Origin of the sequence: Paenibacillus sp. IHB B 3084 (assembly GCF_001447315.1) — a bacterium.
In the GTDB taxonomy this organism is placed as follows: Bacteria; Bacillota; Bacilli; order Paenibacillales; family Paenibacillaceae; genus Paenibacillus.
The window spans coordinates 1,054,791-1,074,671 of record NZ_CP013203.1; the positions used below are offsets into that span (position 1 = coordinate 1,054,791).

Genomic DNA, 19,881 nt, shown 5'->3' on the forward strand with positions numbered 1-19,881 from the left:
CAGTTTATATATACGGAGGAATGGACATGCTGTTCATCGACAACCAGGGCATACACGATCCAGCCATCAATCTTGCCATTGAGGAGTACGCGCTCAAGCATCTTCCGCTGGACGACAGCTATCTGCTGTTTTACATTAATCAGCCTTCTATTATTATAGGCAAGCATCAAAATACCATTGAAGAAATCAACGCCGAGTTTGTCAGAGATAACAACATTCAAGTCGTTCGTCGCCTGTCCGGTGGCGGGGCTGTATATCATGACCTCGGTAATTTAAATTTCAGCTTCATTACCAAGGATAACGGGGAGTCCTTTCATAATTTCCTCAAATTCACACAGCCTGTCATTGACGCCCTGCGCCAAATGGGTGTGGAAGCCGAAATGACCGGACGCAACGATCTTCAGGTTGGTGAGCGCAAAATTTCAGGGAACGCCCAATTTGCCACGCGCGGACGCATGTTCAGCCACGGTACATTGATGTTTAACCTGAACCTGGACAATGTGGCCGCATCACTGCATGCCAATCCCGAAAAGTTTAAATCCAAAAGTACTAAATCTGTCCGTAGCCGCGTCGCTAACATCAGCGAGCTGATGGACCGTGAGATGACCATTGAGCAATTCCGCGAGGAGCTGCTGCGTTACATATTCGATGCAGAGCTGGATCAGGTACCCCAATATAAGCTAACCGATGCCGACTGGGACAAAATCCATGAAATTTCTGCTGAACGCTACCAATCGTGGGACTGGAACTACGGTCAATCCCCTGAAAGCAATATCAAGCACACACGTAAATTTCCGGTCGGCATTATTGATATCCGCATGGATCTTAAGGAAGGTTATATCCGTGATATTAAAATCTATGGAGATTTCTTCGGTGTGGGTGACGTCGCTGATATTGAAAATATTCTGCGCGGTAAACGCTACGATGAAGGTGAGGTTCGTCAAGCCTTGTCCTCTCTTGATTTGAAGCATTATTTCGGCAATATTGAGCTGGACGATTTTGTAGGACTCGTATTTTTGGAAGACTAACAGCCACTTTTTCCCATTGATTCAATCCAATTCTTCAGTGGTTATAAGGGGACAGGCTCTTAAGGGAGTCGTCCCCTTTTCATTGTGATATTGTCATTTTGAATATTATAAGATACAATTTGGATATTGCCCCATGATAGAGATAAAGGAGAGAATACCGATATGTATAAATTAATTGCCATTGATATTGATGATACACTCATTAACGACCAGAAAGAAGTTACTCCTGCAACGCAACTGGCGCTTGAAGCCGCTGTAGCCAAAGGTGTCGTGGTTACACTTGCAACTGGACGTGCTTATGCATCTGCCAAACAACTCGCCCGCCAAACTGGCTTGAACGTACCGATTATTACGTACCAAGGTGCCTTGATTAAAAACCTGCTGGACGAAAACGTGTTGTATGAGCGTTATGTTCCACTCGTGGCTGCACGTCGCTTGTATGAATTCTGCGTGGAACGCAATCTGCATCTGCAAACGTATATAGATGACAAATTGTACACACGTGAAGATAATCAGAAAATCAAAGATTACACCGCGCTAAACAATACGGAATATTTTGTAGAGCCTGTATTCAGCAAATTGGTAGAACTTCCTACGCCTAAAATGCTGATTATTGACGAGCCGGAAGTGCTGGACAAATTGATTCCAGAACTGCGCGAGCTGCTTGGTGATGAAGTGCATATTACCAAATCCAAGCCTCATTTTCTGGAAATCATGCATCATGAAGGCACCAAGGGTCACGCTCTTACGTTCCTTGCTAACCATTACGGCTGTGATCTGTCCGAAACGATTGCAATCGGCGACTCCTGGAATGATCACGAAATGCTCGAATGCGCGGGTCTCGGCATAGCGATGGAGAATGCCATTCCTGATTTGAAAAAGCTGGCTGATTACATCACTAGCAGCAATAACGAAGACGGCGTTAAGCACGCCATCGACAAATTCGTGCTGAATGCTGAATAATTTGTGCTAATGAAATAGCAACACAACAAAACCTCCAAACTTCGCATGTTCAGTAACACGCGATAGCTTGGAGGTTTTTTCTGTCATATCATATGATGCCTAACAAATTCAAAATATCAGGCAGCAGAACGCACCTTTCGTCTGTTCACCAGACGGATCATTCCATTGTTCATAAGCATTAATCCGGTCACAATGAGCAGCACCCCCGCCAGCATCCACCAGCTTACATGCTCTCCGTACACCAAGGCTCCCAATCCCACCGCAATCGGCGGTGAAATATACAACCACGTCGTCGGGAAAAGAGGATTTGTACGCTCCATGAGCCAATAAAACAGTGTATGTGCAATCATCGAACCAAACAGAATCAGATACAATAAAGAGCCCATGGCAGGAAGGTACTGCCACCCCTCAGAACTCCACGGCTCCGTGATCGCAGACAGTAACAGCAGCATCCATCCCCCATGGAGCATTTGCGCCGCATTCAGGGCAATCGGGTTCGTTTCCCGAAATACATCCATCACCCGCTTGGAATAAAGAGCTCCCCCGGAATAACACAGCTCCCCCAACAAAATAACAAGGCATCCTGCCAGCCACAGGCCGCTGATTTGAACCGCCAATCCGGGCAGCACCACTAGCACCACGCCAAGAAAGCTGATCATGCAACCAATGACCGTAATCCGCGACGTTTTTTGCCTTAGAAGCAATGATTGCAAAATAACGATCATCATCGGTCCCGTGGCTGATAAAATGGCTCCGATGCCCGAACTGACATATTGCTCTGCCCAATATAAGGCCGAAAACGTACCGAAGGTCGTTCCAGCTCCAATGAGTACCATTTCCTTCCGCCATAATAACGACCAGCGAACTTTTCCCATCAGCTTCATGGCGATAAACAATATAGCCCCTGCTGCGAAAAAACGTACGCCTGCCGACAAAAACGGCGGAAGTCCTGCTTCTACTCCCACTTTTATAGCCAAAAACGTTGTACCAAAAATAAGACACATTACCGTAAACGCGATACCAATCATGATACGTCCCTCTCCCTTCAGTTGCTTTCAAGCATACAGGGAGATAGACAGAACAGATGTGTAACCACAGAACAGTTGTATACGGTTTTGAAATGTTTTATAGTAAAATACACACAAAAGGAGCGTGGACAGCGTGGGCAAGAACAACAGCGAATTACTCTTTTCGGCCGATCATGCCTTAAAGCTGTATGAGCAGGTCATCCATTATGTGACTGTGCGGATTGATCGCGGGGATTGGCAAGCAGACACGAAGCTGCCGTCCGTACGAAGCTTGGCTCAGGAGCTGGGTGTACATCGGCTAACCGTTTTCCGGGCATATCAGGAGTTGAAGCAACGGGGAATGGTCTATGTAAAGGACAAATCAGGATATTACGTTCTTGCTTCCCAAGCGACCCGGCATGCGAAATATGCTGGCTACTCGGGGCATTCGTCCATTGATCTCACGTTTCACTCCGAATCCGCCCATGCGGCAGATGATCCGTCTGTTTCAGCCTGGAGGGGAATGGATGGACTTAGCCGCGTTCAATCGGTGAATGCGAATTTCCAGTTTTCCAAAGCGCTGATTGACCCGTCTCTCCTGCCCAACCGGTATTGGAGAGAGCTGATGATGCAGGTATTTGAAAAGCACCCGAAAGTAGCGGCCACCTATTCCTCTGTACAGGGCGATGCCGAGCTTCGGGATGCAATGGCGCAGCATTTTAGCGTCGATAAGCATTTTGCATTGTCACCGGACGAGGTGCTGATTACCTCCGGCGCACAGCAGGCCATCGACCTGATTTCCCGTTCTCTGATCCGGACAGGAGACCGCGTGTTGACCGAACGTCCCGCCTATGGCCCTGCTATGGAAATATTCCGCAGACAAGGCGCGCGTCTGACGATGACCGATATCCGACCGGAAGGCTATGATATGGAACAGATTGAATGGTGCATGAAAACAGAAAAGCCGCGTGTGTTCTATATCAATCCAACGTTTCATAATCCGACCGGCTTCACAGTGCCCGAGGAACAGCGCAAACGTCTGCCCGAGCTGGCCGAGCGCTATGGTTGCCTTATTGTCGAAGACGACAGCACCTATGACATCAGCTTTGGGCAAAAGCCGCCGTCACCTATTTTTGCCTATGATATTTCGGGAAGCGTCGTCTACATTCGCAGCTATAGCAAATATGTCGCGCCAGGTCTGCGAATCGCAGCCGTGACCTGCCGACCCCAGCTCATGAACAGCCTGCTGAACGTCAAAGCGCTGGTAGATAACGGTTCGCCACTGCTGAATCAGAAGCTGTTCCTGCAATACTTTCAGTCTCCACGCATGCAGCAGCATATAAAAAAGCTATGTATCGCGCTCCAAATCCGCAAGGAAACGATGGAAGACAGCCTCCGCGATTCCGGCTGGACCTGGACCAGCCCGGCAGGCGGCCTCAGTCTGTGGCTCCAGTTGCCTTCTACGTTGAAACCTAATGAACTGCTCGCCAAATGTGTGCAGGAATCGGTCACCTTCGTACCGGGTAATGTATTCGATCCGATTGGCGAGGAAGGCAAAACGCATGTGAGATTGTCCTATTCGTATGCCAACGAGCTGCAAATCAAAGAAGGCATCGCCACCCTTCTCCGTATCAGCCGGACAATGTAAGGGGCAGCATTATTCCAATGGCAGGCTCATGCCGGTCTGTGCCAGGCTGATCCCTTCCAGAAGCCCGTAGTTGCGTGTGACATCCACATCATGGGACATATGTGTAAATACCGTGCGGTTGGGTTGGAGTCTCCCTATAAGCTCCTGAGCCTCCAGCATGTCATATACCGAGCGGGTTGCATATTCGGCCTCCTCATGATAAAAGCTCGTTCCCAGCACGAGCAAATCCAGATTGTGCAGGGGCAGGATTTCCGCATCATTTAGCCCAATCGAATCCGAGCAGTAGGCCCACGAGAAGCCGTCTTTTTCCAGTCGATAAGCGTAAGCATAACCGTTCTTCCCGTGATTCACACGCCATCCCCGGATATTCCACCCTCCAAGCAAGGCCCCCTGATCGACAGGGATAAGGTCAATATGCCCCGGAAGCCAGGAAAATTGACGCAGGATCGTGTCGATCACCTCCTGTGGAGCGTACAAACGACCTCTGTTCCCGGTCCAGCGACAGGCATCTGCCCATTCCGGCAGTCCTCCAATATGGTCAAAATGTGCGTGCGTCACGAGGATCGTACCGATGAAGCGAAGCCCGCGTATTTCCATCTGCTTGCGCCAGTCCGGGCCGCAATCAATCATAAAGTCCTCCGTCTCGCTTTCGATCAGCACAGACGACCTTTGCCTCACATTTGCCCCTGTCATGCGGGCCTCCGTACATACGAGACAATCACAATACACACGCGGAACGCCCATCGCATCCCCCGTGCCAAGAAAAATAAGCCGATTCATGGTTTAACTCCTATCTATCTGGATGTTTTTACTACTATTATAACGAACACATCAAGTCTGCGTAAATCCTTCCAGCGCCCAACGCCAAAAGGAGCATGCCCAAACCCCTGAACTCAGGCGGACACCCCCTTATGTTTGATCGCGTTATAACTTTAAATCATAATAGGCATTGGATCTTTCTTGAGGCGGTTTTCCACCATCCAACTGGACTGATCGTTATACAGATAAGCCCGATGCACCAGCACGTGCACCTGCTGACCAGGCTCCAGTGTGGACTTCTCCAGCGAACGGTATGTCATGAGACGATGGTCCCCGACCTGTACTTCAATCATCCATTCACTCCCACGAAAATGTAAATGCTTCACAATGCCTTCCTCGGTCGCCGACAGAAGCGCAAACTCCTCGCTTGGCCCGACATCAATATACTCCGGACGGATCAAGGCACGTGCTCCCATTCCGGCAGCTTCCTCGAAGCCTTTGAGACTGCCCGCCTGTTCGATCACCGTGGATTCCCCAATAAAGGAAGCTACGAACGGGGTCCCCGGTTTTTTATAAATATCCCAAGGTGTTCCCTTCTGCTCCAGCCGTCCCTGATTAATCACCATAATTTCATCCGCTACTTCAATCGCCTCATCTTGATCATGGGTGACAAAAATCGAAGTGATCCCCACCCGCTCAATCAACTCCCGCAGCCAGGTACGCAGCTCCTGGCGAATCTTGGCGTCAATGGCTGCAAAAGGCTCATCCAGCAGCAGTAATTGAGGCTCCGGTGCCAAGGCGCGTGCAAAAGCAACCCGCTGCCGCTGTCCACCAGACAACTGATGCGGATAACGATGCTCGAAGCCTTTGAGTCCTGTCAGCTCGACCAGCTCTGTGACGCGTTCCTTGATGCGGGCTTTGGAGCTTTTTTTCACTTTTAGACCAAAGGCAATATTGTCGTACACGCTCATGTGCTTGAACAAAGCATAGTTTTGAAATACAAATCCGATTCCGCGTTCCTGCGGGGCCAGCTCGTTTACCCTTTTCCCGTGAAAATGAATTTCGCCCGCATCCGGTTGTTCCAGACCTGCCAAAATCCGAAGAATGGACGTTTTACCGCCACCACTCGGACCGAGTAAACCAATCAGATGACCCGCTTGAATATCAAAGGATACGTCCTTAACCGCATGAAAATTACCGAAATGCTTGTTTAGACCCCTTACTTCCACATGCATAACCGTACACTTCCTTTCCGCTTCTGAACCTGTGCAGGAACAGCAGCAGCCTTGCTTACCGCAAAGCGCGTACCTCATTTGAAATCATTTTATTATTCCAATGTATATACTATGTTTTCCTTATGTGATACTTTATCAAAGGAAAGCTTTCGTCGTCAACTCTATATATTACGTCAGGTGTTCATTGGGTAAAGTAAAATGGGTAAAATAATAAGAAGAAGGGAGAGGGTGATAATGTTGCATACTTTAGAATTATCCACTAGCGGACGAGATGAGATGCGCGATATTACACGCGAGGTCGCTTCATTAATACAAAAAAGCGGAGTTCGGGAAGGCACCGTACTGATCTATTGTCCACACACAACAGCCGGAATAGCCATTAATGAAAATGCCGACCCGGACGTCAAACATGATGTGATTTTAAGGCTGGACGAGGTTTATCCGTGGGAGCATCCCCAATATCGCCATATGGAAGGAAATACGGCATCCCACCTTAAATCTATCACCACGGGACCCTCTCAGACTGTCATTATTCATGATGGAAAGTTGTTACTCGGACGGTGGCAGGGAATTTATTTTTGCGAATTCGACGGACCACGCAGACGCCAGTATCATGTGAAAATCATAAAAGGCTGATCTTGCAAAAAAAACAGACCATGATGTTCTCCTGCTGGATGCATCATCGTCTGTTACAATCTTAGTCGCTTTCGCAAAGTACCGTAATGATAAGGCACCGTCATGAAGTGAATATACCCGGAAAAGCGCCCTACAGATTCATAGCCGAGGCGTGTGATTGCAGGTACGCTCATAGGTTTCTGCACAGCAGCTTTACATGTGCCAAAGCAGCGGGCCTGATTTCTTCAAATGTTAAACCATCCTGAATGTAAAAGGACACAAAGCCGTGCATAGACAAAAACAGACTTTGCGGTACTCGTGAACAATCTTCCTCTGAATGTCCCTGACCACTTAATTCCTGACGGATCATGGACGCGAATAATTCCACACAACGGTTTTGCTCCGTGCGACAGTAAGCGAACAGTTCTTCATCGTGCATCATGAACATAATTTCGTACTGATAAGGATTTTCCAAGCCAAAACGAATGAACTCCAGCATCAAGTGCTCCAGTCTGTTCAGACCATCATCCGGCGTACCTGTTGCTCCTTGCAGTAGAATACCGCGTAACGTATTAAAATCCTCAATCACAATGGCGTAGAACAGTTCAGCCTTCTCTTTAAAATGATAGTATAACGAACCATGACTGTAACCCAGATGCTGGCCAATGCTGCGCATTGAAATTGCACGGTAGCCCTTGGTAATAAACAAGTGCCTGGCCGCTTCCAGAATCCGCCCTCTTGACAACTCCTGTTCTACTGCTCTTCTAGCCATATTATTTATTCCCCTTCAATAAAGTAAAGCTGCTCTCCCTCCGACACAAGCGATTGCCCCTGTGTCAAGTCTGTTATCCAGTTGCTGAAGGATTCCGCATCACCAGCCAGCGGCAGACAGGTTAAGGTAACTTTATCCGTAAACATGGTTTCTCCAGTACGGATGCTGCGATTTCGCAATTCATTTTCCACTTTGCCCAACCAGGTGTAATCCAATTCCACGAAAATTTCACGATGCAGCACACGCGTAATCGCATCCCCTGCCTCAATTGCTGCAACAGCACCATCTGAATATGCACGAATCAGACCGCCTGCTCCCAGCAAAATCCCCCCAAAGTAACGGGTAACGACAATCGCCACATTTTTCAGCTTCTGGTTACGAATAACCTCCAAAATGGGCTTGCCCGCCGTACCGCTCGGTTCTCCGTCATCCGATTGCTTCTGGATTTCGTCTCGTTCCCCGATCATGTAAGCAGAACAATTATGGGTTGCGTTCCAATGCTCTTTTTTAATGCGCTCGATAAAAGCCGCCGCTTCTTCCTCGGTCTGAACAGGCTGGATGTGACCGATAAAACGGGATTTCCGGATCACAATTTCCTTGCTGCCGGAGCCGCGTACAGTTCGGTATTGTTCCAACATATCACAAATAACCTTCCTTACTTCATTTTACAAGAAAGCAGTCCCCCGCTTCTGGCAGCCGGTGAACTGCTTTCCTGTACTTTATTTGGTGCTATACACTATAACGCTCCTATCTGAAATCCTGTTTCAGTCAGGAGTTTACAGCTTCCTTATTCGGACAATCTCGCTTCAAGCTCAGCTTTTTGCTCTTCGAAGCCTGGTTTACCCAGCAGAGCAAACATGTTTTTCTTGTAAGCTTCTACGCCCGGTTGATCGAACGGATTCACACCCAACAGGTAGCCGCTGATGCCGCAAGCTTTTTCGAAGAAATAAGCCAGGTACCCGAAGGAGTAAGGGCTTAAGTCAGGAATGTTCACGATCAGATTCGGTACTTGTCCGTCTGTGTGAGCCAGCAATGTACCCTGGAATGCTTTTTTATTTACAAAGTCCACAGTTTTGCCTGCCAGGAAGTTCAGTCCATCCAGATCATCCTCATCTGCTTCGATGGTGATGTGGCTAGGTACATTTTCCACTTGGATAACGGTTTCGAAAATGTTACGGCTACCTTCCTGAATGAATTGTCCCATGGAGTGCAGGTCTGTCGAGAAGTCAACGGAAGCAGGGTAGATACCTTTGTAATCCTTGCCTTCGCTTTCGCCGTACAGTTGTTTCCACCACTCAGAAACGAAATGCAGGGACGGCTCATAGTTCACGAGAATTTCAATGGCTTTACCTTTGCGGTACAACGCGTTACGAACGGCTGCATATTGGTAAGCCTCGTTCTCAGCTACATTCGGATTGCTGTATTCCTTGGAAGCGTCTGCCGCCCCTTGGAGCATTTCCTCAATGTTAATGCCAGCTGTAGCAATCGGCAGCAAGCCTACTGCTGTCAGCACGGAGTAACGGCCACCTACATCATCAGGAATAATGAAGGATTCGTAGCCTTCCTCGTTAGCCAGTTTTTTCAGAGCGCCGCGTTCTTTATCTGTTGTTGCATAAATGCGTTTGCGCGCTTCTTCTTTACCGTATTTTTTCTCCAGAGCCGCACGGAATACGCGGAAAGCGATAGCTGGCTCTGTTGTTGTACCTGATTTGGAAATGACATTCACGGAGAAGTCTTTTCCTTCAATCAGTTCCAACAGATGATTCACATATGTAGAGCTGATGTTGTTGCCTGCAAAATAAACAGCCGGGCCTTTGCGCTTGTCTTTAGGCAGTGCATTATGGAAGGAATGCGACAGCATTTCAATCGCAGCGCGTGCGCCAAGGTAAGAACCGCCGATGCCGATTACGATCAACACTTCGGAATCACTTTGGATTTTAGCAGCGGCTTTTTGGATGCGTGCAAACTCTTCTTTATCATAATTGGTAGGCAAGTCAATCCAACCCAGGAAATCGGAACCTACACCGGTTTGGTTATGAAGCTGCTCATGAGCCAGCTTGATCGGTTCTGCAAAATAATCAATTTCGTGCTGCCCTATAAAGGAGAGCGCTTTGGTGTAATCGAAAATAACTTTTTTAGACATGTTTGGAACCTCCTGTTTTGTATTGCTAAGACCATGAATACGAACATAAGGACTTAGGAATAGGATACTTTAATTTGCAGGGCCTGACAAGCTTGCGTTACCTGTGCGTCCGGTGCCTTGCCAGACCCTAGTGTAGATAGGGTGGGATACCCATGCTACAATAAATAGAGATCAACCTATATTTAAGCAGTCAATTCAAGCCGAACTCGCATCTGCATCGGACGGCAACCTCCAACAAGAAAGGTGATTAGCTATGAAAAACATCGGATTTATCGGACTGGGCACCATGGGCGCCCCGATGGCATCCAATCTGTTGAAGCAGGGATATGGAGTCACGGTCTACAATCGCACTGCCTCACGCTGTGAGCCACTTGTAGAGCAAGGCGCGCGTACGGCTTCAACGCCTCGTGAAGCGGCTGAAGGTCAGCAACTGGTCATTACCATGGTCAGCGATGATAACTCGATCCGTGATATCTACTACGGCGAGCACGGCGTGTTTGCCGGTCTTACGTCTGGTGTAACCGTGATGGACAACAGCACCATTTCACCTGAGCTGGTCAAACAACTAGCCGCCGAAGCGGACAAACTGGGCTGTTCCTTCATTGATGCTCCGGTAACGGGCAGTAAGCCTGCTGCTGTGGACGGTACGCTCGTGTTCATGGTCGGCGGTGACGCGGAGGCCATTGCCGCACAGTCGGACGTTTTTGATACGCTGGGCAAAAAAGTGCTCCACATGGGACCGAATGGCAGCGGGGCCGTAGCCAAGCTCGCACATAACACGATGGTCGGTATTAATAACCTCGCTCTGGCTGAGGGCTTTGCCATCGCCGCGAAATCCGGCATTCCGGCGGACAGCTTCCTGGAGCTGGTACAGCTCGGATCGGCAGGCAGCAAGGCTGCTGACCTGAAAGGACGCAAAATCATCGAGCATGATTTCAGCAACCAGTTCTCACTTGCCTTGATGCTCAAAGACTTGAAGCTCGCTGCCTCGCTGACGGATAGCCTGTCCATTCCGACGCCTATGCTCTCCATTGCCAAGAGCCTGTTTCAAGCCGGGCAAACGCAAGGCTACGGCGACGAGGACTTGTCCGCTGTGGTGAAGACCTATGAAACGTGGATCGGCCGCACTATTGGCGGCAAGCCACTCGAATAGGCCGCATCCTTCTTTTTAAACCACGTTGCTGTGCTTTTGCACATATCGCATAGCTTATAGGGTAAGCCCACTTGACTTAAAGTCGAGTGGTGCTTGCCCTTTTTCGCTACTTATTCCGGGTAAGAACAGCAGTAATCCGTTACGCTTCGTACTTCCAACTTGAATGATGATTGTGCAGGCACGTGAAATGTTGCCGTTCCCTGTATTTCCAGCCATTCCTCAGCACCTGGAAGCAGTACTTTCAAATCCCCTGCCAAAATCTCCATGATCTCACGGGAATCCGTGCCGAATTCATACGTTCCCGGCAGCATAATTCCCAATGTTACCTTACTGCCGTCACCCAAAATGACCGTACGGCTTGTAACCTGACCGTCGTAATATATATTTGCTTTTTTAACTACGCTGACTCCATCAAACTGTGTCATTCGTTATCCCCTCATCTGCTCATCAATGGTTGAATGAAATTTATGCATCATCATAACATAGTTTTAATCCAAGCCTCAGTATAAAAATACACAAGGCTACAAAATTCCTCAATGTATTAAACAAACAGCCGTAAGCCTTACTCAGGTTACGACTGTCTGTTTAATAGGTTGTTTTATTTCAACAAAGCTTTTACACGATTAACAACGTTCTCTACCGTAAAGCCATATTCCTTAATGACGCGGTCGCCAGGTGCGGATGCGCCAAATGTGCTGATACCGAGAATGTCGCCTTGGTCGCCGACATATTTTTCCCAGCCCAGTGGATAAGCCATTTCTACAGCCAAACGAGCTTTTACTTCAGGCAGCAGAACGGAATCTTTATATGCTTTGTCTTGTTTTTCGAACAGATCCCAGCTTGGGAAGCTGATAACGCGTACTTGGATACCTTGTTCCGCAAGTGCTTCCTGAGCTTTAACAGCCAGTTGTACTTCGGAACCCGTAGCCAGAATTTGAGCAACCGGCTTGCCGTCTGTCGCATCTGCAACGACATAAGCACCGCGTTTGATACCTTCGCGTGCATGTTCAGCAGTAGCAGCCAGGATTGGCAGGTTTTGACGAGTCAATACCAGAGCAACCGGGTTTTTCTTGTTTTCCAGCGTGTAAGCCCAAGCAGCGGAAGTTTCATTACCATCCGCCGGACGAATAACCGTCAGGTTCGGGATAATACGCAGGGAAGCCAATTGTTCGATCGGCTCATGAGTCGGGCCATCTTCACCAACAGCAATACTGTCGTGAGTCAGAACGTAAGTTACAGGCAATCCCATCAGAGCTGCCAGACGAACGGCCGGACGCAGGTAATCCGTAAACACGAAGAATGTACCGCCGAATACTTTTACCCCTTGGTGCAATGTCATACCATTCATCGCAGCAGCCATACCGAACTCGCGGATACCGAAATAGATGTTACGGCCGGCATAGTCTTCTGGCGTAAAGTTCGTCAGGTTGTTCAAGTGTGTCATCGTGGAGCTTTCCAGATCGGCAGATCCGCCAGTCAGGAACGGTACGTTTGGAGCCAATCCGTTCAGTGCATTACCAGAAGCCACGCGAGTCGAAACTGCTTTGTCTTCAGTTGTGTACTTCGGAAGGTCACGGTCCCATCCTTCTGGAAGGTCCCCGTTTACGGCTGTTTCGAACTGAGCTGCCAGGTCAGGGTGAGCCGCTTTGTATTTCGCGAACTGCTCATCCCATGCTTTGTTCGCTGCGATGCCGCGCTCTTTTACTTTCGCAAAATGCTCGCGAACCTCTTGCGGTACGTGGAAGTCCTCTTCGTATACCCATTTGTAAAATTCTTTAGTCAGCTTGGCTTCGTCTGCACCCAGTGGGGAACCGTGAGTACCGCCATGTCCGCCTTTACCTTGTTTGTTCGGGCTTCCGTAGCCGATGACTGTTTTCACTTCAATCAACGTAGGACGTGTGGAGTCCCCTTGTGCTTCCTCAATCGCTTTTTGGATCGCTGGAAGATCGTTACCATCCTCTACGCGCAGTACTTGCCAGTTGTAAGCTTCAAAGCGTTTTGCAACACTTTCGGAAGAAGACAGGTTCAGCTTGCCGTCCAGTGTAATATCGTTGGAATCAAACAATACGATCAGCTTGCCCAATTGCAGACGCCCAGCCAGCGAAGCCGCTTCGTGAGACAGGCCTTCCATCAGATCGCCGTCGCCGCAGATTGCATATGTGAAGTGATCCACAACTTTGAATTGATCTTTATTATAGGTTGCGCCCAGTTGAGCTTCAGCCATTGCCATACCTACGGCCATAGCTACGCCTTGTCCCAGAGGTCCGGTTGTAGCGTCTACACCAGCAGTGTGTCCAAACTCAGGATGACCTGGTGTAAGGCTGCCCCATTGACGGAATTGTTTCAGTTCTTCCATAGGCAGATCATAGCCGCTCAGGTGAAGCAGGCTGTACAGCAGCATGGAGCCGTGTCCTGCGGACAGTACAAAACGGTCACGGTTAATCCATGTAGGGTGATTCGGGTTATGATTCATCGTTTTAGCAAAAAGTTGGTAGCCCATCGGCGCGGAACCCATCGGCATGCCGGGATGTCCCGAGTTTGCTTTCTCGATAGCATCGATTGCCAACGTACGGATTGTCGTAATGGACAAATTGTCGAGCGTGGAGTTTTCATCCTTTTGAATCGCTTGATTCTGGTCAGTCATAGTTAGCCTCCTCATATTGTAAAAAGTATGCCAATTGCATTTGGTCATGCTCTCCAATACCGCCGTCCGATATAGTAACGACGCCCATTGAAGTGAGTGAATCTGCTTGAATGTTTCAATATGACTTATACATCCTTAAATATTGTACCATTTGCCGTGCAGGTTTGCCAGATCGTTTATAAAGATGGTTTTCGAAATGTCGTACCGAGTCCTCATATAAATATACCCGTAAAGTATTAACCTCATGTGAACTACCCTCCACTTACGCTAACGCTTAGAGGTGAGGGCTTCTAAGGTAATCGTACCTAACGGTACGAAATTTACTTAGCTATCAAGCCTGAACCATGCTCTATTGTGGGCTACAATTGTTCTAACAGCCGCAATCCTTCGTTTCTGATATTGATAGAAGCGTTCCCATCCCTATCTGACACAAAACCACATTCACAGTGGAATATACGTTCAGAAAGGGATAGAGATTCCTTTACTTTACCGCAACACGAGCAAGTCTTAGACGATGGAAACCACTTGTCTAATTTTATCAGTTTTTTTCCTTGCTCCTCTAACTTGTATTGGAGAAATGTCGTGAACATTCCCCAAGCATTGTCAGCAACGCTTTTGCCAAAATTCAGGGCTTGCGACATTCCTTTCATATTGAGGTCTTCAATGACCACGCCATCATACCGTTTGGCCAATTTGTGTGATTCCTTATGTAGAAAGTCTTTTCGTTGGTTGGTGATTTTTTCATGAATCTTTGCTACTACCATCCTTTGCTTGTTCCAGCGAGAAGAACCTTTCACACGTCTGGATAAGGTACGTTGTGCTTTCACTAAACGATCTAACATTTGACGGTAGAAACGAGGATAATTGGCTTTCTCATCCTCACTACCGACATATAGTTCAGCCATTGTAAAGTCTAACCCAACAACGGTTTCGACTTGTTTTTGAATACGTTCCGTCTCATATTCAGTGAGAATAGACACGTAGTATTTCCCAGTGGATGTCATCGAAACCGTACATGACTTCATGATATGTTCAGCAGGGATTTCTCTATGTTGTTTTACTTTCACCCGTTTGAGCTTTGGTAATTTGATATAGCCATTCATAAGCATAATGTTTCCGTTCACAACATGGGTTGTGTATGATTTTCTTGCCTTCTTACTCTTGAATGCAGGGAAATTAGTCGTTCCACTATAGAAATTTCTGTAAGCAGTCTGCAAGTTTAATTGGGCATTAGCCAATGCCAAAGAATCGACTTCTTTCAGCCACACAAACTCATCTTTGTACTTAGCAGGGGTAGGGAACTTTCGCTTTTTCAAGGCTTCTTTATCGTCCTTGAATTGTTCGTATACTTCCTTGCGTTCAGCTAACATTTTGTTATACACAAAACGAACACAACCAAAAGTTTTACGCATAAGGTGGGCTTGTTCCTCTGTTGGATACAAACGGAACTTATATGCTTTATTATATTTAGCCATATATTCTCACCTCACTTTTGACCTTGATTTTCTATATACTTCTTTATTACCTCAACAGGCGAGCCACCTGTTGTAAGTAAGCAAAAACTTCTTGACCAAAACATTTCTTTCCAAAGCTTTTTTCTGACTTGCGGAAAATCTCTTTTGATGAGTCGAGAACTTGCACTCTTATACGCATTTATGAACTTTGTCATTTCAGTGTTCGGATGTGCTTTGAACAGAACGTGAACATGGTTATTGTCATGATTCCATTCTATTAGAGTTATGTTGTAACCCTCCGCAAGTCGCACAAACATGTCTTTTGCATAATCGGATATTTCATCATCAAATACATTTCTTCTATATTTCACGACAAGTACGAGATGATAATACAATAAGAATACTGAATGATTATTACTATCTAATTTCATTGATATACCAATCCTTATACTCGATACGACTGATTATAAACCTATCCAAATAATAAGCAAACCTTTTTGGCTACGCCAAACTGAAACTCATCTCCACCTTACCGTTGGAACTAATGTTCCTTAACACGCTTGAAGATGGAGACTTAATTTAGAAAATCGTTTAAAAATCATAAAATCGCGAAAAATAATGCATTTTGTCCGGTTTTGACACCCGCATTCTGTAGAAAAAAGCAAAAAACCCGTCATTTTGACGGGCTTTGCTTGTAAGAAGTATGAACTCTTATATTTTAAAAAATATAAAAATCAGTTAAAAACGACCGTTTTATTTTCATGAACCAAAATTCGGTCCTCCGCATGCCACTTCACGGCTCTTGCCAAAACGACTCTCTCAATAGTGCGACCGATCCGTTTTAACTCATTGACATCATCTCCGTGGCTTACCCGCTGTACGTCCTGCTCGATGATCGGGCCACCGTCCAGTTCCTCAGTTACATAATGCGCGGTTGCGCCAATAATTTTCACACCGCGATTATAGGCTTGGGCATATGGCTTCCCACCCACGAATGCAGGCAGGAACGAATGATGGATATTAATGATCCGGTTGCGGTAATGCTCAATAAACTTGGGTGAAATAATCTGCATGTACCGGGCCAAAATAATGACGTCGATATCTTCACCAATGACCTCTAGTTGACGGCGTTCCGCCTCCGGTTTGGTATCGGCTGTCACCGGAATATGGTGATACGGAATGCCGAACGATTCCACATACTCCTTCATATCTGGATGATTGCTGACCACCAGAGAAATATCCGCGTCCAGATCCCCTGCCTGCCATTGCCACAATAGCTCCACCAGACAATGATCTTCTTTGGAAACGAAAATGGCGAGCTTTTTCTTGCGGCTGACCGCTGAAATCGTCCACTCCATCCGGAATTGTTCTGCAACCGCGGCAAAATCTTGCTCCAGTTGGGGCTGGGTTTCACTCAAGTATGGCAGATCAAATTCAACCCGCATAAAAAACATGCCGCCGGACGGGTCCATCGTGTATTGATCAGATTGAACAATATTGGCGCCATGCTCGTACAAAAAGCGAGACACGGCCGCTACAATACCCGGGCCATCAGGACAGGATACGAGCATACGCGCACGGTTTTCATGCGCAGATTGAGTACTGTTTGGCTGATGTTTTACGTGAAGTTCCATGTGGCTACAAATCCCCCTCGGCTTATACCGTCACTGGCAAATGACTGCCGGCAAACCAGGCAATCAGACGATGATTAATATGTTCTTCGCTCAACTCCGGAAACAGTGTTGCTTCCGTTATCATGTCATACAGACGTTCCAGCGGCTCGCGCGGATCGGCCTTTTTCGCTTTGGCATCATTTTTCAGCAGCGTCCAGGTATCCAGCACAAAGTTACGCACGTCCACATCCTGTTTTTTGAAAAACGAATGCAACTGCTCTACCTGACCCAAAAATTCATCGCCAAAACGCTCCTTCACATTCCCGCGAAGCAAAGCGATTTCAACCTCATACATTGGACGCTGAGTTTTGGCTTCCTTTCCGATCCATGGCGTTTCCAAAATAAATGGACGTCCTTGAAGTGCTTCATGATGCACCACATTATGAATGGTCTGATAGCCAATCCAGCCAGATCCAATCGGAGTATGACGATCTTTATGAGCGCCAACCGCATTTTTACTGTCATTAACGTGAACCACAGCGATACGATCCAGCCCGACAATACGATCAAATTGCTCCAGCACGCCGTCCAGATCATTCACAATGTCATAGCCCGCATCGTGAATGTGACAGGTATCCATACAGACAGTAAGACGCTCGTTGTACTCTACTTTATCTATAATGGAGGCAATTTCTTCGAAGCTGCGGCCCATTTCGGTGCCTTTGCCTGCCATCGTTTCCAGCGCAATGTTAACATCCGTCTCCTTCACACCGTTCAGTACCTCGTTCAAGCCATCAGCAATACGCTGAATCCCGTACTCTGCATCCTTATCGGTAAAAGCGCCCGGATGAAGCACGATATTTTTCACGCCAATCGCGTGGGTGCGACGAATTTCCTCCTGAAGAAAGCTAACTGCCAGCTCATAGGTATTTTCTTTGTAAGAGCCGAGATTGATAATATACGGGGCATGCACCACGATATCATCCATCCCTTTTTCAGCCATCAGCTGCTTGCCTTCCTCCAGATACATGGATTCCATCGGCTTACGACGCGTGTTTTGCGGTGCCCCCGTGTATATCATGAACGAGCTGGACCCGTAAGAAGACGCTTCTTTTGTAGCGCTGAGCAGACCCTTGTCCGAGAAGGACACATGAGAACCAATTTTCAGCATGATTCGGTTTCATCCCCTTATCCTTGTTATTCTGTTATGCTTGTCTTATTTTGATTTAATCATTTTAACGTGATTATTGAAATCAAACAACATGGCTTTTATGGTAGTCCACACACAATTCAGGATTACACGAAGAGAAACGGGGTAAATGAAAGCATGGATTGACATCCTTTAACGTATACAGGTACATTCGAATGAGGTTTTTTTCTCGAAAAGGGTTATATTCTATAACATACATATTTTTTTGCGAATCGGAAGGAGAGTCAAACTCCATGAACATCGTCATATGCGGAGGTACTGGATTAGTAGGGTGTGCGCTGACCAAAAGCTTGCTCAACGACGGGCATACGGTGAAGGTAATCACCCGTAAACCCATGGTAGGTCACGAAGCGAGCCCACGTTTGCAATATATGAGCTGGAACGAACTGAAACAAAAGCCTGAATCATTAGAGGGCACAGACGCGGCCATTAATTTAGCAGGAGAGACGCTGAATCAGCGCTGGACGGACAAGTCCAAGCAAAGAATTCTCCAATCACGCCTGCTGTCTGTTGCCAAATTGGCCCAAGCACTAAATGCTCTGCAAAAAAAGCCGGAAGTTATCATTCAGGCTTCGGCTGTCGCCGCCTACGGTACATCTCTTACTGAAACGTTCGATGAAACCAGCCCGCGCCGTTCGGAAGACTTTCTATCTCAAGTGGTCGAGCAGTGGGAGGAAGCCGCCAACGGCTACCCTTCCAATACCCGGTTAATCAAGCTGCGCATTAGTCTCGTACTGGACAGCAAACGCGGTGCATTTCCACTGATGAAGCTGCCTTACAGCTTCGGATTCGGCGGCAAAATAGGCAGCGGCCATCAATGGATGAGCTGGATTCATATTGAGGATATCGTCCGCCTGATCACCCACTGCATCCATACGCCGGATATCACCGGGGCTGTGAACGCATCATCACCATACCCGTTGACGAACGACCAGTTTGGTAAAACAGTGGCTGAGGTATACCACCGTCCACACTGGTTTCCCGTTCCCGGCGTTCTCGTACAAAAGCTAGTCGGTGAGATGAGTACCCTCGTATTGGACGGTCAAAAAGTAATCCCGCGCAAGGCGCTGGAGCATGGATTTCAGTTTAACTATCCTTCACTCAAGGAAGCACTGGAGGAACTACATTCTCCTCATAAGCAGCATTAAATTTAAAAAGAGGAACTCTGGACTGATAAGATCTTTATCAGCTTAGGGTTCCTCTTTTATTAGGTATGAAATATTTTCGCACAAGATGATTTTAGTTACATATTGGAGCTATGACAGATTGCTTGCAATGCCTATTAACCTATGCCTCCAGCTATCCTTTCAACTATTTCTTTATCAAAATCATCAAGCTCAGTCATCAGCATTTCATATTGTTTTATAGATTCCGAAGTGTTCAATACTCGAAGCACAGCAATACTATAGTGTCCAAGAGTATCAATACCAAAAAGCTTGTTTACCTTGGGATCTCTGAACTGGCTAATATGTTTCAATTTTTCGATTATTTTCTCACTACACAGCTTCTTTTTAGCTATCTGACTCATAGCATTCAGCTGAACCTGATTATGATGGATATCCAAACATTCCACCAATTGATCGTCACTTATTTTTCCCTCTCGTATTTCTTTAGATAAAGTAAGTAGCTTCATTTTA

The 19,881-nt window shown here is 47.1% G+C and carries 19 protein-coding genes; 6 read left to right on the forward strand and 13 right to left on the reverse strand.

The window, feature by feature from the left end; translation table 11 throughout:
* Positions 1 to 26 precede the first annotated feature (26 nt).
* Complete coding sequence (locus ASL14_RS04915) at positions 27 to 1,028, forward strand: lipoate--protein ligase (RefSeq protein WP_134910668.1); 1,002 nt, start codon at positions 27 to 29, stop codon at positions 1,026 to 1,028.
* A 162-nt stretch (positions 1,029 to 1,190) separates the two neighbouring features.
* Positions 1,191 to 1,991, forward strand: a complete 801-nt coding sequence (locus tag ASL14_RS04920; protein ID WP_044644680.1) for a Cof-type HAD-IIB family hydrolase — start codon at positions 1,191 to 1,193, stop codon at positions 1,989 to 1,991.
* Positions 1,992 to 2,107: 116 nt separating this feature from the next.
* Here ASL14_RS04920 and ASL14_RS04925 read toward each other — a convergent pair whose 3' ends face one another.
* Positions 2,108 to 3,019: a DMT family transporter gene (locus ASL14_RS04925; protein ID WP_134910669.1), complete on the reverse strand. Its 912-nt coding sequence runs from the start codon at positions 3,017 to 3,019 to the stop codon at positions 2,108 to 2,110.
* A gap of 133 nt (positions 3,020 to 3,152) precedes the next feature.
* Between ASL14_RS04925 and ASL14_RS04930 the strand changes: the two genes are divergently transcribed.
* Positions 3,153 to 4,646 (forward strand): aminotransferase-like domain-containing protein, encoded by a 1,494-nt coding sequence (locus ASL14_RS04930; RefSeq protein WP_134910670.1) that lies wholly within the window; start codon positions 3,153 to 3,155, stop codon positions 4,644 to 4,646.
* A 9-nt stretch (positions 4,647 to 4,655) separates the two neighbouring features.
* Here ASL14_RS04930 and ASL14_RS04935 read toward each other — a convergent pair whose 3' ends face one another.
* Together ASL14_RS04935 and ASL14_RS04940 are read right to left on the reverse strand one after the other, a co-directional pair.
* Complete coding sequence (locus ASL14_RS04935; protein ID WP_134910671.1) at positions 4,656 to 5,426, reverse strand: MBL fold metallo-hydrolase; 771 nt, start codon at positions 5,424 to 5,426, stop codon at positions 4,656 to 4,658.
* Positions 5,427 to 5,578: 152 nt separating this feature from the next.
* Positions 5,579 to 6,640, reverse strand: coding sequence for a sulfate/molybdate ABC transporter ATP-binding protein (locus tag ASL14_RS04940; protein ID WP_134910672.1), 1,062 nt, complete (start codon positions 6,638 to 6,640; stop codon positions 5,579 to 5,581).
* Between the two features lie 234 nt (positions 6,641 to 6,874).
* Between ASL14_RS04940 and ASL14_RS04945 the strand changes: the two genes are divergently transcribed.
* Positions 6,875 to 7,276 carry a secondary thiamine-phosphate synthase enzyme YjbQ gene (locus ASL14_RS04945; protein ID WP_134910673.1) on the forward strand — a complete coding sequence of 134 codons (402 nt, stop codon included), beginning with the start codon at positions 6,875 to 6,877 and terminating at the stop codon, positions 7,274 to 7,276.
* Between the two features lie 169 nt (positions 7,277 to 7,445).
* On the opposite strand, the gene ASL14_RS04950 is transcribed toward ASL14_RS04945, so the two are convergent.
* The 3 genes from ASL14_RS04950 to ASL14_RS04960 all read right to left on the reverse strand — a co-directional run bounded on the left by ASL14_RS04950 (position 7,446) and on the right by ASL14_RS04960 (position 10,170).
* Complete coding sequence (locus tag ASL14_RS04950) at positions 7,446 to 8,027, reverse strand: TetR/AcrR family transcriptional regulator (RefSeq protein WP_134910674.1); 582 nt, start codon at positions 8,025 to 8,027, stop codon at positions 7,446 to 7,448.
* Between the two features lie 5 nt (positions 8,028 to 8,032).
* Positions 8,033 to 8,665, reverse strand: coding sequence for a YigZ family protein (locus tag ASL14_RS04955; protein ID WP_014280426.1), 633 nt, complete (start codon positions 8,663 to 8,665; stop codon positions 8,033 to 8,035).
* 149 nt (positions 8,666 to 8,814) lie between these two features.
* Positions 8,815 to 10,170: a glucose-6-phosphate isomerase gene (locus ASL14_RS04960; protein ID WP_044644687.1), complete on the reverse strand. Its 1,356-nt coding sequence runs from the start codon at positions 10,168 to 10,170 to the stop codon at positions 8,815 to 8,817.
* 253 nt (positions 10,171 to 10,423) lie between these two features.
* Here ASL14_RS04960 and ASL14_RS04965 point away from each other — a divergent pair, with 253 nt between their 5' ends.
* A complete protein-coding gene (locus ASL14_RS04965) occupies positions 10,424 to 11,323 on the forward strand; it encodes an NAD(P)-dependent oxidoreductase (protein ID WP_134910675.1) in 900 nt (299 codons plus the stop codon).
* 110 nt (positions 11,324 to 11,433) lie between these two features.
* Here ASL14_RS04965 and ppnP read toward each other — a convergent pair whose 3' ends face one another.
* From ppnP to ASL14_RS04995, 6 genes are all read right to left on the reverse strand, one after another.
* Positions 11,434 to 11,748, reverse strand: a complete 315-nt coding sequence (gene ppnP, locus ASL14_RS04970; RefSeq protein ID WP_134910676.1) for a pyrimidine/purine nucleoside phosphorylase — start codon at positions 11,746 to 11,748, stop codon at positions 11,434 to 11,436.
* 173 nt (positions 11,749 to 11,921) lie between these two features.
* Positions 11,922 to 13,967: a transketolase gene (gene tkt / locus ASL14_RS04975; RefSeq protein WP_134910677.1), complete on the reverse strand. Its 2,046-nt coding sequence runs from the start codon at positions 13,965 to 13,967 to the stop codon at positions 11,922 to 11,924.
* Positions 13,968 to 14,326: 359 nt separating this feature from the next.
* Entirely contained in the window at positions 14,327 to 15,442 is a 1,116-nt protein-coding gene (locus ASL14_RS04980) for an RNA-guided endonuclease TnpB family protein (RefSeq protein WP_134910678.1), read from the reverse strand.
* A gap of 11 nt (positions 15,443 to 15,453) precedes the next feature.
* Positions 15,454 to 15,852, reverse strand: a complete 399-nt coding sequence (gene tnpA / locus ASL14_RS04985; RefSeq protein WP_134910679.1) for an IS200/IS605 family transposase — start codon at positions 15,850 to 15,852, stop codon at positions 15,454 to 15,456.
* A gap of 303 nt (positions 15,853 to 16,155) precedes the next feature.
* A complete protein-coding gene (gene purU, locus ASL14_RS04990) occupies positions 16,156 to 17,055 on the reverse strand; it encodes a formyltetrahydrofolate deformylase (RefSeq protein ID WP_134910680.1) in 900 nt (299 codons plus the stop codon).
* A 22-nt stretch (positions 17,056 to 17,077) separates the two neighbouring features.
* Positions 17,078 to 18,205 carry a deoxyribonuclease IV gene (locus ASL14_RS04995; RefSeq protein ID WP_134910681.1) on the reverse strand — a complete coding sequence of 376 codons (1,128 nt, stop codon included), beginning with the start codon at positions 18,203 to 18,205 and terminating at the stop codon, positions 17,078 to 17,080.
* Positions 18,206 to 18,477: 272 nt separating this feature from the next.
* Here ASL14_RS04995 and ASL14_RS05000 point away from each other — a divergent pair, with 272 nt between their 5' ends.
* Complete coding sequence (locus tag ASL14_RS05000; RefSeq protein ID WP_134910682.1) at positions 18,478 to 19,392, forward strand: TIGR01777 family oxidoreductase; 915 nt, start codon at positions 18,478 to 18,480, stop codon at positions 19,390 to 19,392.
* Positions 19,393 to 19,526: 134 nt separating this feature from the next.
* Here the strand turns inward: ASL14_RS05000 and ASL14_RS05005 are convergent, their stop codons facing one another.
* Positions 19,527 to 19,877 (reverse strand): hypothetical protein, encoded by a 351-nt coding sequence (locus ASL14_RS05005; RefSeq protein ID WP_134910683.1) that lies wholly within the window; start codon positions 19,875 to 19,877, stop codon positions 19,527 to 19,529.
* Positions 19,878 to 19,881: the final 4 nt, after the last annotated feature.

Bases quoted from the DNA above. Each gene is read 5' to 3' on its own strand.
- tkt (WP_134910677.1), bottom strand. From the start codon at position 13,967: ATGACTGACCAGAATCAAGCGATTCAAAAGGATGAAAACTCCACGCTC.
- ASL14_RS04950 (WP_134910674.1), bottom strand. From the start codon at position 8,027: ATGGCTAGAAGAGCAGTAGAACAGGAGTTGTCAAGAGGGCGGATTCTG.
- ASL14_RS04980 (WP_134910678.1), bottom strand. From the start codon at position 15,442: ATGGCTAAATATAATAAAGCATATAAGTTCCGTTTGTATCCAACAGAG.
- ASL14_RS04935 (WP_134910671.1), bottom strand. From the start codon at position 5,426: ATGAATCGGCTTATTTTTCTTGGCACGGGGGATGCGATGGGCGTTCCG.
- purU (WP_134910680.1), bottom strand. From the start codon at position 17,055: ATGGAACTTCACGTAAAACATCAGCCAAACAGTACTCAATCTGCGCAT.
- ASL14_RS04925 (WP_134910669.1), bottom strand. From the start codon at position 3,019: ATGATTGGTATCGCGTTTACGGTAATGTGTCTTATTTTTGGTACAACG.
- ASL14_RS04995 (WP_134910681.1), bottom strand. From the start codon at position 18,205: ATGCTGAAAATTGGTTCTCATGTGTCCTTCTCGGACAAGGGTCTGCTC.
- ASL14_RS04920 (WP_044644680.1), top strand. From the start codon at position 1,191: ATGTATAAATTAATTGCCATTGATATTGATGATACACTCATTAACGAC.
- ASL14_RS05000 (WP_134910682.1), top strand. From the start codon at position 18,478: ATGAACATCGTCATATGCGGAGGTACTGGATTAGTAGGGTGTGCGCTG.
- ASL14_RS04945 (WP_134910673.1), top strand. From the start codon at position 6,875: ATGTTGCATACTTTAGAATTATCCACTAGCGGACGAGATGAGATGCGC.
- ASL14_RS04960 (WP_044644687.1), bottom strand. From the start codon at position 10,170: ATGTCTAAAAAAGTTATTTTCGATTACACCAAAGCGCTCTCCTTTATA.
- ASL14_RS04955 (WP_014280426.1), bottom strand. From the start codon at position 8,665: ATGTTGGAACAATACCGAACTGTACGCGGCTCCGGCAGCAAGGAAATT.
- ppnP (WP_134910676.1), bottom strand. From the start codon at position 11,748: ATGACACAGTTTGATGGAGTCAGCGTAGTTAAAAAAGCAAATATATAT.
- ASL14_RS04965 (WP_134910675.1), top strand. From the start codon at position 10,424: ATGAAAAACATCGGATTTATCGGACTGGGCACCATGGGCGCCCCGATG.
- ASL14_RS04940 (WP_134910672.1), bottom strand. From the start codon at position 6,640: ATGCATGTGGAAGTAAGGGGTCTAAACAAGCATTTCGGTAATTTTCAT.
- tnpA (WP_134910679.1), bottom strand. From the start codon at position 15,852: ATGAAATTAGATAGTAATAATCATTCAGTATTCTTATTGTATTATCAT.
- ASL14_RS04915 (WP_134910668.1), top strand. From the start codon at position 27: ATGCTGTTCATCGACAACCAGGGCATACACGATCCAGCCATCAATCTT.
- ASL14_RS05005 (WP_134910683.1), bottom strand. From the start codon at position 19,877: ATGAAGCTACTTACTTTATCTAAAGAAATACGAGAGGGAAAAATAAGT.